Origin of the sequence: Massilia glaciei, from assembly GCF_003011895.2 — a bacterium.
In the GTDB taxonomy this organism is placed as follows: domain Bacteria; phylum Pseudomonadota; class Gammaproteobacteria; order Burkholderiales; family Burkholderiaceae_D; genus Telluria_A; species Telluria_A glaciei.
On the sequence record NZ_PXWF02000238.1, the window covers coordinates 1 to 16317 of the forward strand.

A 16317-nucleotide genomic window follows, 5' to 3' on the forward strand; every position below is an offset into this window, starting at 1 on the left:
TGGTGGCCGGTACGGACCTCGAATCGTCCCCCTGGGTCCCCGCGTGCGCGGGGATGACGTTGGTTGGCGGGGATGACGTTGGTTAATTTAGTGATGGATTCGGCTGCACGACTTTTGATGCCCCCCGCCGAGTATCGATATGTTATTTGACGCCCGGCAGGCGCACGCTCTGGTAGCGGTTCAGGTCTTGCTGATCGACCATTGGCCACAGGTCCTTGTCCCATGCCATCGGCAACACCTTGAGCTTTTGCAGGTATTTGTCGGCGGTCTCATACGCGTGCAGCACCAGGAAATCCTTGCCGTCGAAGCTGTAGGCGCTGTTGTGGCCCACGCCGTTCCAGTCCTTGTCGCCGGCCAGCACGAGTGAGCCGCCGCCGCCCTGCATGTCCTTGCCATCCTTGTCCAGATACGGGCCCGTCAGCGACTTCGAACGGCCGACCACCACGTGGTAGGTGTTGGCCGGGCCCTTGCAGCACAGGCCCCACGAGGCGAACAGGTAGTAATAATCGCCCTTCTTGAAGATGAACGGCGCCTCGATCTCGCCCGGCCCTGCGTCGGCCTCGCCGGCCTTGCTCATCTTGGACGGCGCGCGTCTGGCGATCGCGTGCCACACTTGCGGCTCGGCCAGCCTGGTGCGGGTGGCGTCGAGCTTGACCAGCTTGAGCCCGCTCCAGAACGAACCGAACGACATCCACGGCGTGCCGTCGGCGTCGTCGATCACATGCGAATCGATGGCGTTCCACTGGTCGCGCCCCGGCACCGATTGCAGCACCATGCCCTGGTCCTGCCAGCGGTAGTTGGGCGAGCGCGGATCGAGCGTGGTGTTGGTGGTCACGCCGATGCCCGAGGTGTTCTTGCCGAAACCGGAGACCGAGTAATACAGGTAATACTTACCGGCGTGGAAATAGATATCGGGCGCCCAGACATGGCCGTTGAAGGTCGGCGCGGCCTTGCGCGCCCAGTCCGGTCCGGCGGCGAACACTTTGCCCTCCGGCTTCCAGTTGCGCATGTCGGGCGAACTGTAGAAGGTGATGCCGGGGCCGGTGCTGAACAGGTAGTAGGTGTTGCCCTCCTTGGCCATGACCGGGTCGTGCACGTCGACCTGGGTGGCCTGGCAGGCGGCCACTGCCGCGAACAGGGGAAGGCAAAGCAGTGTGCGCAGCAGTGATTTCATCGTCATTCCATCGCAAAAATTAAAGATCAATCACCCGAACGGGTGCCCCAGATCGAGACGCCCTCGTTCGATTGGGCCGTGAAAGTTACCACGAAGTTGGACGCGTTGGTATTCCACTGGCGCGACAGCACGCCACTGAACGCGCCGCCCGTGGCCAGCGTGAGCGTCACCTTGTTGGCGCCGCCATGCACCCAGGTGCCGCTCGCCGCCCCGGACACGCTGCCGTCGGCGTTGAGCTTGATCGCCTGCGACGCCTTGATGGCCGCCGAAATTTCCTTGCCGTGGTTGACCATCTGGTAACTGCCCTGCGCTTCGGCGCTCGTGACCGCGGTTGCCAGCGTCGTGGCGCTCTTGCTCAGCGGCGCGTAACGGAACGGCGCGACCACCGGCCAACCGTTGGCGTTGATGAACACCTCGTGCACCCGCACCTCGTGCGCCTCGCCCATGTTCGGGAAACGCGTGTGGAAGATCAGGAAGCTCTGCTTGGTGACGGCGTCGTAATAGGCCGAATTGTGGCCCGGCGACACATAGCCGAGCGCGGTGCCGGTCTGGCCGCTGGTCAGCGTGAACTGGAAGTTGCCCATCAGCTTCTGGCCGTGCGGCGCGATCGAGGCGTCGTCGAACAGCGGCAGCGCCTTGTTCGATTTGACCTCGGCCATGTCCTTGCCGGCGGCGTCGACGTAGGGTCCGTCCGGATTGCGCGAACGGGCCACGCGCATATTGTAGGCGCCGCCCGCATCGAGCCCGCCGAACGAGGAATACATGTAGTAGTAATCGGCCTCCGGACTGTAGAGCACGTAGGCGCCCTCGATGCGGCTGTGGTTGCCGCCCATCAGGTGCTTGCCGTAGCCCTGGCCCGGCTTTGGCAGCCCGGTCGCCGGGTCCATCGCGAGGATGAAAATGCCGCCCGAGTAGGAGCCGTAGACCATCCACAGCTTGCCTTCCTTGTCGCGGAAGACGTCTGGGTCGACCGCGTTCGGGTGCACCTGGGCATCATACAAGTTGACGCCATCTTCGCTGACCTGGCCCCACATGCCGGACTTGAGGAACACCTTCTTGTTGACGTAGGGCCCCTCGATCTTGTCGGCCACGGCGACCCCCATGGCCGAGCGCGGCGAGTCGCCCTTGCACGTGTTGTAGTAGAAGTAGAACTTACCGTCGTCGAGCTGGATCACGTCGGCGGCCCACAAGGTCGTCACCTGCGACCAGGCGAACGCCTCGGCCAGCTCGGTCGTCACGTTGTTGAACAGCGGATTGGCGGCGTTGACGCCGTCGGCGAACTTGGTCCAGTTCATCAGGTCGGTCGACTTGGCGGCGGCGCCGTGCGAACCGAATACCCAGAACTCGGCGCCGACCTTGAGCACCGATGGATCGTGCACGCCGACATTGGCGAACGTCAGCGCCGGTTGCGGCGTCGGGGTCGGCGTGGGCGTCGGTGTTGGTATCGGCGCGGGCGTTGGCGTGGTCGAGCCGCCCCCACCGCACGCGGTCAGGGTCAGTGCGACCGCGAGCGCGCAGGCGCGTGTCGTGATGGTGGCCATGTTCAACCCTCCACCGACAGCACGATGACCGACTTGGCCGGCACGGCGACGGTCAGTTTTCCGCCCGCGGCGCGCGCGCTGAATGGCGCCGGCTTGACGGCCTGCGCGTTCTTAAAGGTGTTGTGCGCATCCATCTTGTCGGCGGTCAGCACGCTGCCGCTGACGGCGTTGACTTGCTTGCCGGCCACGTTGATGACCACGTCGGCTGCCTTGCCCGGGTTGGTGTTGACCAGCGCCAGGTACGTCTTGCCATCCTTGCCGCGCGCGGCCGAGGCGCTGATGCCCGGCACGCTGGCCGCGCCGAGTGTGTAGGCAGCATTGTTCTCGAGCTTGACGGGCAGCGTGGTCGCGCCCTGGAACGGCACATACATCGAATATGCGTGGTAGGTTGGCGTGAGCAGCATCTTGTCCTTCTCGGTGATGATCATCGACTGCAGCACGTTGACCATCTGCGCTATGTTGGTCATCTGCACGCGCTCGGCATGCTCGTGGAACATATTGAAGTTAAGCGCCGCCACGACCGCATCGCGGATCGTGTTTTGCTGGAACAGGAAGCCGGCGTTGGTGCCCTTCTCGACGTCATACCAGGTGCCCCATTCGTCGACGTAGAGACCGATCTTCTTCTCCGGATCGTTCTTGTCGAGCTTGGCCACATTGTTCTTGATCATGCCGTCGAGTTTGAGCGTGTTGGCGACGGTCGAGATCCACTCGTTCTCGGCGAACCCGGTGGCGGCGCCCTTGACGTCCCACTTGCCCGTCGGGATGGTGTAGTAGTGGAAGCTGATGGCGTCGGTGCGCCCTTTGAGCTCGCGGCTCAGGGTGTCGGTCCAGGTCGTATCGTAGTCGTTGCCGCCGCTGGCGATGAATTTCGGGCGCTTGTCGGCCGGCGCCTTCATGAGGTTGTAGTAGTTCTTGTACAGGTCGGTATAGTAGGCGGGCGTCATGTTGCCGCCGCAGCCCCAGGCCTCGTTACCGATCGCAAAATAGGCGACCTTGAACGGTTCATTGCGGCCGTTCTTGCGGCGCGCGTTGGCGAGGGTCGACTTGCTGTCGGAGGTCAGATACTCGAGCCACTCCGACATTTCCTGCACACTACCCGAACCGAGGTTTCCGTTGACATAAGCGTCGGCCCCGAGCAGGTCGATCAGGTCGAAGAACTCGTGGGTGCCGACGGCATTGTTTTCCTCGACGCCGCCCCAGTTGGTGTTGACCTTGACTGGCCGCTTTTCGCGCGGGCCGATCCCGTCCTTCCAGTGGTATTCATCGGCGAAGCAGCCGCCGGGCCAGCGCACGAGGGGCACGTGCAGTTTCTTGAGCGCGCCGACGACATCGTTGCGCCAGCCCTTAGTGTTGGGGATTTTGGATTTCGGACCGACCCACATTCCCTCGTAGATGCCGGTGCCGAGGTGCTCGGCGAACTGGCCATAAACGTTTTTATTAATCATCGGACCGGGCTTGCCGGCATCGATCGTGAGCTGCACCGGCCCGGCCGCGAAGGCCGACCCTACACCCGCGGCCGCAAGGGCCAGCGCCAGAATGCTTGATTTAACCATGTTCATGCTTGTCTCCAAATATATGTTGTTTGTTATCTAAATGCGGCTGCGATGTCCGCCTGAAAAACCGGGGTCTGACCCCACTTATGAAATTTTCCAAAAAACCGGGGTCTGACCCCACTTATGAAAAACCGGGGTCTGACCCCACTTATGCACTTATGAAATTTTCCTTAACCGGGGTCTGACCCCGATAGCGGAACATTTTTTTCTGTTCTGATCAGGTCCAGCCCGCGTCGACGACGAAGTCTTGGGCTGTGCACATGGCGCTGTCGTCGGCGGCCAGGAACAGCACCATCGACGCGATGTGGTGGGGCAGCAGTTCGCCCGGCAGGCATTGGTTGCGCGCGATCTGCGCGCGGTCCTCGTCGCTCACCCACAGGTCCAGCTGCCGCTGCGTCATCACCCAGCCCGGCGTCACCGTGTTGACACGGATGTTGTGAGCGCCGAGGTCGCGCGCTAGCGAGCGCGTCAGGCCCACCACCGCCGCCTTGGTCGTCACGTACACCGGGTAGCCGCCGCCCTTCACGCGCCAGCAGACCGAGCTGACGTTGATGATCGCGCCGCCGCCATTGCGCTTCATGCCCGGCAGTACCGCCTGGCTCGTGAAGAACATCGGGCGCTGGTTGATCGCGATGCAGCGGTCCCAATCCTGCTGCGATACATCTTCAATCAGGTGCCGGTGGTCGTTGGCGGCGTTGTTGACGAGCACGTCGAAGTCGCCCATCGCCGCCGCCAGCTCCTCCATCGTCGCTTGCAGGGCGGACACGTCGGTGATGTCGCAATGGCGGTACAGCGGCCTGCGGTAGCCGGCCGCGTCGAGCCGTTCGCACAAGGCGACGCTGGCGTCGCGCATGATGTCGACGAACGCCACCTGCGCGCCCTGCGCCGCGAATTCGGCCACGATCGATTCGCCGATGCCGCTGCCGCCGCCCGTCACAAATATCCGCTTGCCCCTCAGGCTGGCGTAGCTGGCCGATTTCTTCATAGCATCTCCATGCGTTCGGACCGTCACTCTGTGGTCAACGCGCCGTCGCGCCGGCGCCAGATGCCGCGGTCGTTGTCTTCCCTGAGCGCCTCGGGCAGCAGGCCCTGGGCCAGGTTCTGGTAGCACACCGGGCGCAGGAAGCGCGCGATCGCTGCCGTGCCGACCGAGCTGCTGCGCCCGTCCGAGGTCGCCGGGAACGGGCCGCCGTGCACCATCGCGGTCGACACCTCGACCCCAGTCGGAAAGCCGTTGGCCAAAATGCGCCCGGCTTTGCGCTCGAGCACGGGCAACAGGCCGCGCGCCAGTTCGAGGTCGCCCTCGTCCATCTGCAAGGTCGCCGTCAGCTGGCCTTCGAGGTGCTCGGCGATCGCCTTGATTTCGTCGGCGTCGCGGCAGGCCACCAGCAGCGAGGCCGGCCCGAAGACCTCGCCGTGCAGCGCCGGCTCGGCCAGGAAGGCCGCGCCCGTGGTCTTGAACAGCGCGGCCCCGCCCTTGCCCTCGGCCTGGGCGTTCTGCGCCAGCACCTCGACGCAGTCCTGCGCGGCCAGCGCGTGCACGCCACTGTGGTAGCTCGATGCGATGCCGGCGGTGAGCATGGTGGCCGCCTCGGTCGTGCCCAGCGCGGCGGCGGCGGTGCCGCAGAAGCGGTCGAAGTCCGCCCCAGCCACGCCCAGCACCAAGCCGGGATTGGTGCAGAACTGGCCCACCCCGAGCGTGAGCGAGGCGGCGAAGCCGGCGGCGATGTCCTCGGCGCGCGCGGCCAGCGCCCGCGGCAGCAGGATCACGGGATTGATGCTGCTCATTTCGGCGAACACGGGGATCGGCTGGGCCCGCGCCGCCGCCACCGCCATCAGCGCCTGCCCGCCCGAGCGCGAGCCGGTGAAGCCGACCGCCTGTATCGCCGGATGCGCCACCAGCGCCTGGCCGATGCCGTTGCCGGTGCCGGTCAGCAGCGCGAACACGCCGGCCGGCAGTTCGCACTGTTGCGCCGCGCGCACGATGGCGCGCGCCACCAGTTCGGAGGTGCCGGGATGGGCCGAGTGGGCCTTGAGCACCACCGGGCAGCCGGCCGCGAAGGCGGCCGCCGTGTCGCCGCCGGCGACCGAGAACGCCAGCGGGAAATTGCTCGCCGCGAAAACGGCGACCGGGCCGACGCCGATCAGGCGCATGCGCATGTCCGGCCGCGGCGGCTGCCGCTCGGGCAGCGCGCTGTCGATGCGCACATCCTGCCACGAGCCTTCGCGCAGCAGCGTCGCGAACAGCTTGAGCTGGTTCACGGTGCGCGCGCGTTCGCCCTCGAGGCGTGCGCGCGGCAGGCCGGTTTCAAGCATCGCGCGCTCGATCAGGGTCTCGCCCAGCGCCAAGATCTGCTCGCCGATGGCCTCCAAAAAGGCGGCGCGCCCGGCGTCGCTGGTGGCGCGAAACGGGTCGAACGCGGCCTTGGCCAGCGCGCAGGCCTGGTCGATCTGCTGCGCGTCGACCATGTGGAACGACGGCTCGATCGGCGCGAGCAGGGACGGGTTGTAGGCGCGGAACGCGGCGCCGTTGCCTTTGACGGCTTGGCCGCCGATCAGTGCTTCGCCTGTGATGCTCATAGTGGATTCACCTTCGAAAACGCGGTCGGGACCAGTTCGAGCTTGTTGCGCAGCGCGGGCCCGAACACGGGCGATTCGATCTCGAAGCTCTCGCCGGCCTGCACGCTGACGCCGTCGGCGAAACTGAGCGTGGCGGTGCCGAAGAAGTGGATGTGGACGTCGCCCGGACGGTTGAACAGCGCGTACTTGAAGTGGTGGTACTCGAGGTTGGCGATCGAGTGCGACATATTCTGCTCGCCGCTGACGAACGCCTTTTCCCAGCGCACCCGGCCATCGCGATCGAGCACGCGCGAGGTGCCGGCGATGTGGGCCGGCAGTTCGCCCACCAGCAGCGCCGGGCCGAGGCCGCACACGCGCAGTTTCGAGTGCGCCAGGTAGAGGTAGTTCTGGCGCTCGGTCAGGTGGTCCGAGAACTCGTTGCCGATCGCGTAGCCGAGGCGCTGCGGCTGGCCGTCGGGGCCGATCAGGTACAGGCCCGCGATCTCGGGCTCCTCGCCGCCGTCGAGCGCGAAGTCGGGCATCGGCAGGCTCTGGCCGCTCGCGCGCAGCACCGAGCCGTCGCCCTTGTAGAACCATTCGGGCTGCACGCCGCGCTCGCCGGCGGCCGGCTTGCCGCCCTCGACGCCCATGCGGAACATCTTCATGCTGTCGCTGAGCGTCTCGACGTCGCCGCCGATTTTTTTATGCATGGCGTCGCGCGTGTCGGCGCTGCCCAGGTGGGTCAGGCCGGTGCCGGTGACGTAGCAGTGGGCCTCGTCGGCATGGTCGAGCGGCGCGAGCAGGCGGCCCGCCGCGGCCACCTCGTCGTAGGCCAGCACGGTGGCGCCGGCGCAAGACGATGCCAGCGCCGCCAATCCGGCGCCCTGGGCCATCGCCGCCTGCGCCAGCGCGTAGGTGGTGGCATGGCCGTCGATCACGCGCAGCGTGTCGCCTTCGAGCACGCCGACCTGGCGTTCGCCCTGTTCATTCTTAAATTGCACGAGCAGCATGGTGGATCCTTGTGAGTGTCAGTGCGAGTGCTTGGGCACGGCCGAGCCGCGGCTGCCGACCAAAAAGTCGAAGTCGCAGCCCTCGTCGGCCTGCAGCACGTGTTCGATGTAGAGTTGCTGGTAGCCGCTTTTGGGGCCGCTCGGCAGGGTTTTGGCGCGCGCTGCCAGGCGCTCGGCGATTTCGGCGTCGCTGACATGCAGATTCAAAATGCCGCCGGCGCAGTCGAGCGTGATGGTGTCGCCGTCGCGCACGATGCCGAGCGGGCCGCCGGCCATCGCCTCGGGCGCCACGTGCAGCACCACGGTGCCGTAGGCGGTGCCGCTCATGCGCGCGTCCGAGATGCGCACCATGTCGGTCACGCCCTGCGCGAGCAGCTTGGGCGGCAGGCCCATGTTGCCCACCTCGGCCATGCCGGGATAGCCTTTCGGGCCGCAGTTCTTCATCACCAGGATCGAGCTGGCGTCGACCTCGAGCTCGGGGTCGACGATGCGCGCCTTGTAGTGGTCGAAGTCCTCGAACACGACCGCCTTGCCGGTGTGCTGCATCAGCGCCGGGGTCGCGGCCGACGGTTTGAGCACGGCGCCGTTGGGCGCGAGGTTGCCGCGCAGGATGCAGATGCCGCCGTCGGCCAGCAACGGCTGGTCGAGTTTGCGGATCACCTCGTCGTCGTAGACCGGCGCCTCGGCGCAGTTGGCCCACAGGCTGTTGCCGTTGACGGTGGGCGCGTCCGGGTGCGGCAGCAGGCCGCCCTCGCCGAGGCGCCGGATCGCGCCGGGCAGGCCGCCGGCGTAGTAGAACTCCTCCATCAGGTAACGGCCCGACGGCATCAGGTCGACGATGGTCGGGGTGCCGCGGCCGATCCGGGTCCAGTCCTCGAGCGCGAGCGGCACGCCGATGCGTCCGGCGATCGCCTTCAGGTGGATCACGGCGTTGGTCGAGCCGCCGATGGCGGCGTTGACGCGGATCGCGTTCTCGAACGCTTCGCGGGTGAGGATCTTGGACAGGCGCAGGTCCTCGCGCACCATCTCGACGATGCGGATACCCGACATGTGGGCCAGCACGTAGCGGCGCGAATCGACCGCCGGAATGGCCGCGTTGTGCGGCAGCGAGGTGCCTAGCGCCTCGGCCATGCAGGCCATGGTGGAGGCGGTGCCCATGGTGTTGCAGGTGCCGGCCGAGCGCGACATGCCGGACTCGGCCGACATGAACTGGTGCAGCGTGATGGTGCCGGCCTTCATCTGCTCGTGCAGCTGCCAGACGGCGGTGCCGGAGCCGATGTCCTTGCCGTTCAGTTTGCCGTTGAGCATGGGACCGCCGCTGACGACGATGGTCGGCAGGTCGACGCTGGCCGCGCCCATCAGCAGCGCCGGGGTGGTCTTGTCGCAGCCGACCAGCAGCACCACGGCGTCCATCGGATTGCCGCGGATCGATTCCTCGACGTCCATGCTGGCGAGGTTGCGCGTGAGCATGGCGGTCGGGCGCAGGTTCGATTCGCCGCTCGAGAAGACGGGGAACTCGACCGGGAAGCCGCCGGCCTCGAGGATGCCGCGCTTGACGTATTCGGCCAGCTGGCGGAAGTGGGCGTTGCAGGGGGTCAATTCGGACCAGGTGTTGCAGATGCCGATGATCGGCTTGCCCTGGAATTCGTGGTCTGGGATGCCCTGGTTCTTCATCCAGCTGCGGTACATGAAACCGTTCTTGTCCTGGGTTCCAAACCATTCGGCCGAGCGCAGCTTCGGCATTTTCTTCTCAGACATTCATTTCTCCCCAGATTGTTCTTGTGTCTGCGCCCTCGGGGCCAGACTATCTATGGAGGAATATTAAAGAAGGGAAAGATATCTTTCAAATCACTTTTTCTTCATGATTGATATCGAAATCGGTATGTCGTTGCGAGGGAAACGTGAACGCCGAACGTCATCCTCGCGAAAGCGGGGACCCATACTGAGCGGGTCTTTTACGCGGCGTTCGCACTTTCTGGCCCGGGAATTTTTCGGCGAAACCTCGGCCTGAAGGTTCGAGCGTCGCGTACAGGCAAGCTCAGTTTGGGTCACCGCTTTCGCGGGGATGACGTTGGTTATTTTATCGATGAAGATCGGTTTCTCGATTTCTGCAGCGTTAACCACCAGATCCCGCACCGGAGCGATTTCAGCGTGGGTCTAACGTTGCACCGAGAACCGGAAACGCGATTCGGTCTCGTATTGCTCCCCCGGGCGCAGGATGGTGTTGGCAAACCGAGGCTGGTTCGGCGCGTCCGGAAAGTGCTGCGGCTCGATGCAAAATCCGCCGCGGTGGCCGTAGCGCCAGCCTTTTCCGCTGAGCGAGCCGTCGAGGAAGTTGCCGCTGTAGAGCTGCACCCCCGGCTGGTCGGTGAACAACTCGAGCACCCTCCCCGACACCGGTTCGCGCACCCGCACAGCCGCCCCGCCCGCCCCCGCGTTGAGCACGTAGTTGTGGTCGTAGCCGCTGCCCCTGGCGAGCTGCTCGTGCGGCTCGCCGACGCGCGCGCCGAGCTTGCGCGCGCTGCGGAAATCGAACGGCGTCCCCGCCACGCCGGCCGGCCCCCCTTCCGGAATGAGCCCCGCGTCGACCGGCAGATAGGCGTCGGCGTCGATCGTGAATTCGTGGCCGAGCACGCTGCCGTGGCCGGCCAAATTGAAGTACGCGTGCTGGGTCAGGTTCACCGGCGTGGCCCGGTCCGTCTCCGCATGGAACTTGACGCCAAGCGTGTTGTCATCGCCAAGCGCGTAGACCACCTTCACCCGCAGGTTGCCCGGGTAGCCCTGCTCGCCGTCGACGCTCAGGTACGTCAGCGTCAGGCCGCACACGTCGCCGTCCTGGAACGGGGCCGCCTCCCACAGCACCTTGTGGAAGCCGCCCGTGCCGCCGTGCAGATGGTTGGCGCCGTCGTTGAGCGGCAGTTGCACCGTCTCGCCGTCGAGCTCGAAACGCCCGCGCGCGATGCGGTTGCCGAAGCGCCCGATCAGCGCGCCAAAGTACGGGCTCTCGTGGCTGTACGGGGCCACCGTGTCGTAGCCGAGCGTGATGTCGGTGAAAAACCCGTGGCGGTCGGGCGTGTGGATCTCGGTGATGACGCCGCCGTAATCGCTGATCCGCACGATCATGCCGTTGCGGTTGACCAGCGTGTACAGGCGCGCCTGCCTGCCGTCCGGGAGCGAGCCGAACGCGCGGTGTCCGATGTGTGGTTTGTGCATGGGGATCTCAGGCTTGCGAGGCGCTGCCGAACACGGGCATCCCCGCCTCGTCCCAGCGCAGCGCCTTGACGTAGGTGTGGCGGTCCGGATTCCACAGCGGGTCGCCGATGATCTCGGTGTAGGTGCGCGCATGGTAGACCAGCATCACCGTGTCGCCGTCGGCGCCGCTCGTGAAGCTGTTGTGGCCCGGCCCGTACACGCGGTGTTCGTAGCAGGTCCGCAGCACCGGCGCCGCAAGCTTGGTCCACGCGCCCGGATCGAGCAGGTCGGCGTTTTCGTCCGCCCACAGCAGGCCCATCGCGTAGTTCTCGTCGGTGGCGCTGGCCGAATAGCTGATGAAGATCTTGCCGTTGCGCTTGAGCACCGAGGGCCCCTCGTTGACCCAGAAGCCGCGGATCTCCCAGTCGAATTCGGGTTTGCTGAGCATGACGGGCGGGCCGCCCAGCTGCCACGGGCTCGCCATCGGCGCGATGTAGAGGTTGGAATTGCCCTCGATCGCCACGTCCTTTTGCGCCCACAGGTAGTACAGCACGCCCTTGTGGCTGAAGGTGGTGGCGTCGAGGCAGAAGCTGTCGATGCCGGTGTCGATCTGCCCCATGAACTCCCACTCCCCCTCGAGCGGGTTGGGGCCGCTGTTGCGGATCGCGTACATGCGGTGCTGGAACAGCTTGTCCTTGATCTCGCGGCTGGGCGCGGCCGCGAAATACACATACCAGGCGCCTTCGTTGAAATGCAACTCGGGCGCCCAGATCAGCTCGCTATAGGGGCCGCTGTCGGGCTTGATCCACACATCCACCGTGGGCGCCTGCGCAAGGCCCTCGATGCTGGTGGCGCGCCGCAGTTCGACGCGGTCGAAGGCCGGCACCGAGGCCGTGAAGTAGTAGTAGCCGTCGGTGTGGCGGTGGATGTGCGGATCGGCGCGCTGCGCGATCAGGGGTGTCAGTGTGGGCATGGTCTCTAATGGTTTCAGGTCGGGTCTCGTGTGCGGCTTCAGGTCGATTCGGCAGCGAGGAAGCCGCGCGTGCGCATCTGCTCCTTGACCTCGCCGTAGTAGCCGTCGCTGATGCGGTACTTGAACATCAGCAAGCCCATCAGCAGATGGAAGAAGCCGGGGATGATGGTCAGCATCAGCGCGATGCCGGTCAGCGCCAGCGCGGTTTGCTCCTGGTTGGCCTGGTAGTCGAAGAACGTGAGCAGCACGCCGACCAGCGCGCCGGCCACGGCCATGCCGGCCTTTTGGCACACCGAGATGCCGCCGAAGGCGAAGCCCGAGACCCGCTTGCCGGTCTTGACCTGGCCGTAGTCGATGGTCTCGGCGATCGCCGACCAGAACACCGGCGCGTGCAGGTCGACCACGAACGACAGCAGGAAGTAGAGCACGAAGGCGAGCATGACGTCGCCCGGTTCGACCGCGTAATAGATCAGCACGCTGATGAGCGCGACCGCGAGCTGGGTGTTGCGGAACAGCTTGACCTTGCAGTAGAACTTGGTGATCCAGGTCGAGGCGATCATCGACAGGATGGCCGCCGCCACGCCCACCGACAAAAAGGCCGAGACGGTCGCGGTGTCGCCCCCCAGATAGTATTTGGCGTAGTAGATCGCGACCGAGCCGCGCACCACGTAGCCGACGGTGCCGGTGACGCACACGCCGCACAGCACCAGCCACTGGTCGTTGCGCATGAGCAGCGCGAACTGCTCCGACAGCGATTGTTTTTCGACCACGTGGACCACGCGCTCGGTGGTCGTGAACACGCAGAACAGGAACAGCAGCACGCCCATCGCGGCCATCACGGCCATGGCCGCCTGGTAGCCGGCGGCGGCGTCGCCCCCGCCCCATTGCTGGGCCAGCACGGGCACGATGATGGTGACCATGAAGGCGCCGATCTTGGCGAAGAACAGGCGGTAGCCGTTGGCCGAGAGGCGCTCCTGCGGGTCGCTGGTGAGGCCGCTGATGAGCGAGATATACGGGATCCCGACGCCGGCCGTCATGAGCGTCATGAGGATGTAGGTGCCGTAGGCCCAGACCAGCTTGGCGCTGTAGTCCCAGTCGGGCGTGGTGAAGACGAAGAACACGCTCACGCCGTAGGGCACGGCCAGCAACAGCAGCCAGGGCCGGTAGCGTCCGAAGCGCGAGGTGAAGCGGTCGGTCAGCTGTCCCATGGCGAGGTCGGCCACCGCGCCGACGACCTTGACGACGACGAACAGCAGCGCCAGGTCCTGGGTGCGCAGGCCGTAGATGTCGGTGTAAAAAAAGGTGATGATCAGCATCATCGATGAGATCACGACGTTCAGGGCCATGTCGCCGGCGCCGAATCCGACCTTCTCCAGGGTCGACAGTTTTTGGGTTTTCATTTTTCTTATCTCCGTACGACGACGGGGAGGCGTTGCTGGATAAGTCCGGCAACGCCTCCCCTTGACTTCCCCTGGACCCACATCGGCCGGGGGAAGGAGGCTTGCTGAGGCTTACTCTTACTTCTTCCAGCGCAGCGACAGGCCGATGGCGCGGTCGTAGCGGCGTATGTCGCGCGGTAACTCGGCAACGCCATGGTAGTCGTTGTAAGGCGAGTCCATCAAGTTGTTGGCGTCGAGCGAGAGCGTCACGTCCTTGCCGATCTTGTACGAGAGCGAGGCGTCGAGCGTCTTGATGGGCGCGACGATCAGATTGGAGCCGAGGCCGCGGTAGTTGTATTCGGCCACGAACTTGTCGCGCCAGTTGTAGGCCAGACGGCCCGACCACGGACCCATTTCGTACAGGCCGACGACGTTGTAGGAGATCTTGGACATGCCGGCGAAGGTGTTGGTGACCATCTTGTTGGTCGCCGCGTCCATTTCCGACAGGCCGCCATCCATATAGGTGATGTTGGCTTGCAGGCCGAGGCCGCCCAGCAGGCCCGGCAGATTGTCGTAGAACTGCTGGTAGGCCAGCTCGACGCCATGCAGGTTGCCTTCAGTCGTGTTGTGCGGACGGTTGATCCGGTACGACACGCCGTTATGGGTCTCCAGCTCGTCCTTGCGGCGGATGAAGTTCTTGAAGTCGCGCGAGAACACGGCCGTGGTGATCGAGCCGGTCGGGGAAAAATACCATTCCAGCGCCATGTCGAGGTTGATGCCCTCCTGCGGCTTGAGGTTGGGATTGCCGGCCGAGCCGACCGCGTCGGTGGTCGGGGTCGGGGTGTTGAGCGTCAGGCCCGGGTTGTAGTCGCCGAAGATGCCGCGCTCGATCGCCTTGCCGGCCATGAAGCGACCGATCAGGTCGTGCCGGAAGTGCGCCCGCACCGACAGGCTGGGCAGCACATCGGTGCTGTTGGCCTTGATCGCCAGCGGGCTCGGCGGCGCGCCGTCGCCATTGCGCGAGAAGCCGTCCATTTCGAGCGCGGTCTTGACCACCCGCACGCCGACGTTGCCGTCGACCGGGATCGAGCCGAGCTCGAAGCCGTACTTGGCCTTGCCGTACAGCGCGGTGGTCGCCTCGCGCGCCTTGAACGACGACAGCGGGTCCTCGGCGCTGCGGCCGGGGCTGCCGAAGGCCTTGCGGATGGTATCGGTGTTGCTAAGCAGATAGGTGTGGCAGGGCGCGTAGAACTGGCTCATGCCGTAGTCGCCGGAGGTCCGCGCGCTCAGGCAGCTCATGCCCGGCAGCGTGGCGGCCGAGATGCCGGCCGGGGCCGGACGGTAGCCGTCCTTTTCGCGGATGTACTGCGCGCTGCGGTCGGCCAGCCGGATCCCGCCCGACAATTCCTTGAGCAGGCCGTCGCTCTCGAAGTCGTAGGTGGCGTCGGCGCGCCAGTCGGTCGAGCGGCCCTCGGAATGGTTGTGGTTGTCGAACAGGCCGAACAGGGTCCAGTTGGCCGGCTTGCCCATGTCGTAGCCGGGGTAGTCGAGGAAGCCGCCGCCGTCGCGCACGCCGGCCGACATCGGCTTGACCGAGAAGTCGACCACGTCGACGATCGGGTTTTCCTGCCTGTAGTTGCTCACCGTGCGCACCAGCTCGGTGGTGGCCATCAGTTTTGGCGTGATGTTCCAGCGTCCGCCGAGCGCGCCCTGGGTGCCCATCGAGTAGTCGTCGCGCGCCTGGGTCGAGCTGAGCGTGAATTCGCTCGCGCCCGGATGTGTGATGGTGTTGAGGTAATTGGTGCCGGGGATCTTGGTGACCACGCCGCCCTTGAAGATCGGCAGGTCGCCGACGAAGAAGATGCTCTGCGAGACGTGGTCGATCTTGGTGCTCATGACGTCGGCGTAGAGCTCCATGTCCCGGTTTGGACGCCACTGCAGGGCGGCATTGCCGGCGAGGCGCTTGCGGTCGCCGTTGCCCATGACGCGCCCCATCGCGCGCGAACCGGTCACGCCGCCGTCGATTTTCATCGGCGGCGAGACCCACGCGGTTTCGTCGTGGTAGCGCCCGCGCTGGTAGGAGATGCCGGCCAGCGCGCCGAACTCGCCCATCCCGGTCTTCCAGCGCTTGGAGAACATGCCCGACAGGTTGGGGTCGTAGGAGCCCGATTTGTCGCGGTGCTCGACGCGCCCGGCAAACGAGACCACGCCGTCCTTGAAGTCGAAAGGCTTGAAGGTGCGCACGTCGATCACGCCGGCGGTGCCGCCCTCGACCATGTCGGCGCCCTGGGTCTTGTAGACGTCGACCCGTTGCAGCATGGCGACGGGGACGTCGGCCAGGAACAGGTTGCGGCCGGCGGCGGTGAACATTTCACGGCCGTTGAACAGGGTCACCACGCCGCCTAGGCCGCGGATGACGACGTTGCCGGCTTCGCCGTTCTGGCGGATCACCTGCACCCCGGTGACGCGGCCGAGGATCTCGGCCACGTTCTTGTCCGGGAATTTGCCGATGTCCTCGGCGACGATCGAATCGACGACTTGTTCGGCGTTCTTCTTGAGCATCTGGGCGCTCTTGGCCGCGTTGCGCACGCCGGTCACGACGACCACCGCGGGCACGGCTTCGGCGGCGTCGGCAGGGGCGGCGGGCGCCGTTTGCGCCCAGGCGCCGGCGCTGGCGCCGATCAAGCCGGCGCCGGCGAGCGCGGCGACGATGTGCTTCAAGGTTGGGGTCTGGCCGCCCTGGTTGGCCGCTGCTGGGCCATGGCTCGAATTCTTCATATGTCTCCCTGTATTTCTAGTTATGTTCTTCAATGGACTGGCATTTGCGCTACATGCTGTAAATCATCTTAGGTGCGCGCAAAAATTCAATCCAATCAATTATTTGACGATTTCGATACCGAAACGGGTATCGCGTACCCCGGCGCCGGCGGCCTGTG

The 16317-nt window shown here is 65.5% G+C and carries 11 protein-coding genes; all 11 read right to left on the minus strand.

Annotated elements, in window-relative coordinates; all coding sequences use genetic code 11:
* Positions 1–142: 142 nt before the first annotated feature.
* The 11 genes from C7C56_RS14915 to C7C56_RS14965 all read right to left on the minus strand — a co-directional run bounded on the left by C7C56_RS14915 (position 143) and on the right by C7C56_RS14965 (position 16159).
* A complete protein-coding gene (locus tag C7C56_RS14915) occupies positions 143–1174 on the minus strand; it encodes an arabinan endo-1,5-alpha-L-arabinosidase (protein WP_106758193.1) in 1032 nt (343 codons plus the stop codon).
* Positions 1175–1200: 26 nt separating this feature from the next.
* The gene (locus tag C7C56_RS14920; protein ID WP_106758169.1) at positions 1201–2715 is read right to left on the minus strand and encodes a glycoside hydrolase family 43 protein; all 1515 of its coding nucleotides are present in this window, start codon (positions 2713–2715) and stop codon (positions 1201–1203) included.
* Positions 2716–2717: 2 nt separating this feature from the next.
* On the minus strand, positions 2718–4274 hold the full coding sequence (locus C7C56_RS14925) for an alpha-N-arabinofuranosidase (RefSeq protein ID WP_106758170.1): 1557 nt from the start codon (positions 4272–4274) through the stop codon (positions 2718–2720).
* A 211-nt stretch (positions 4275–4485) separates the two neighbouring features.
* The gene (locus C7C56_RS14930; protein ID WP_106758171.1) at positions 4486–5253 is read right to left on the minus strand and encodes an SDR family NAD(P)-dependent oxidoreductase; all 768 of its coding nucleotides are present in this window, start codon (positions 5251–5253) and stop codon (positions 4486–4488) included.
* 23 nt (positions 5254–5276) lie between these two features.
* Positions 5277–6848, minus strand: coding sequence for an aldehyde dehydrogenase (NADP(+)) (locus C7C56_RS14935; protein WP_106758172.1), 1572 nt, complete (start codon positions 6846–6848; stop codon positions 5277–5279).
* Positions 6845–7837 (minus strand): AraD1 family protein, encoded by a 993-nt coding sequence (araD1, locus tag C7C56_RS14940; protein WP_106758173.1) that lies wholly within the window; start codon positions 7835–7837, stop codon positions 6845–6847. Before araD1 ends, C7C56_RS14935 begins: the two co-directional genes overlap by 4 nt.
* A gap of 18 nt (positions 7838–7855) precedes the next feature.
* Positions 7856–9595, minus strand: a complete 1740-nt coding sequence (locus C7C56_RS14945; protein ID WP_106758174.1) for an IlvD/Edd family dehydratase — start codon at positions 9593–9595, stop codon at positions 7856–7858.
* A gap of 399 nt (positions 9596–9994) precedes the next feature.
* The gene (locus C7C56_RS14950; RefSeq protein WP_106758175.1) at positions 9995–11050 is read right to left on the minus strand and encodes an aldose epimerase family protein; all 1056 of its coding nucleotides are present in this window, start codon (positions 11048–11050) and stop codon (positions 9995–9997) included.
* Positions 11051–11057: 7 nt separating this feature from the next.
* On the minus strand, positions 11058–12002 hold the full coding sequence (locus tag C7C56_RS14955; protein WP_106758176.1) for a glycoside hydrolase family 43 protein: 945 nt from the start codon (positions 12000–12002) through the stop codon (positions 11058–11060).
* A 38-nt stretch (positions 12003–12040) separates the two neighbouring features.
* Positions 12041–13402: an MFS transporter gene (locus C7C56_RS14960; RefSeq protein WP_106758177.1), complete on the minus strand. Its 1362-nt coding sequence runs from the start codon at positions 13400–13402 to the stop codon at positions 12041–12043.
* Positions 13403–13519: 117 nt separating this feature from the next.
* Entirely contained in the window at positions 13520–16159 is a 2640-nt protein-coding gene (locus C7C56_RS14965) for a TonB-dependent receptor (protein WP_106758178.1), read from the minus strand.
* Positions 16160–16317: the final 158 nt, after the last annotated feature.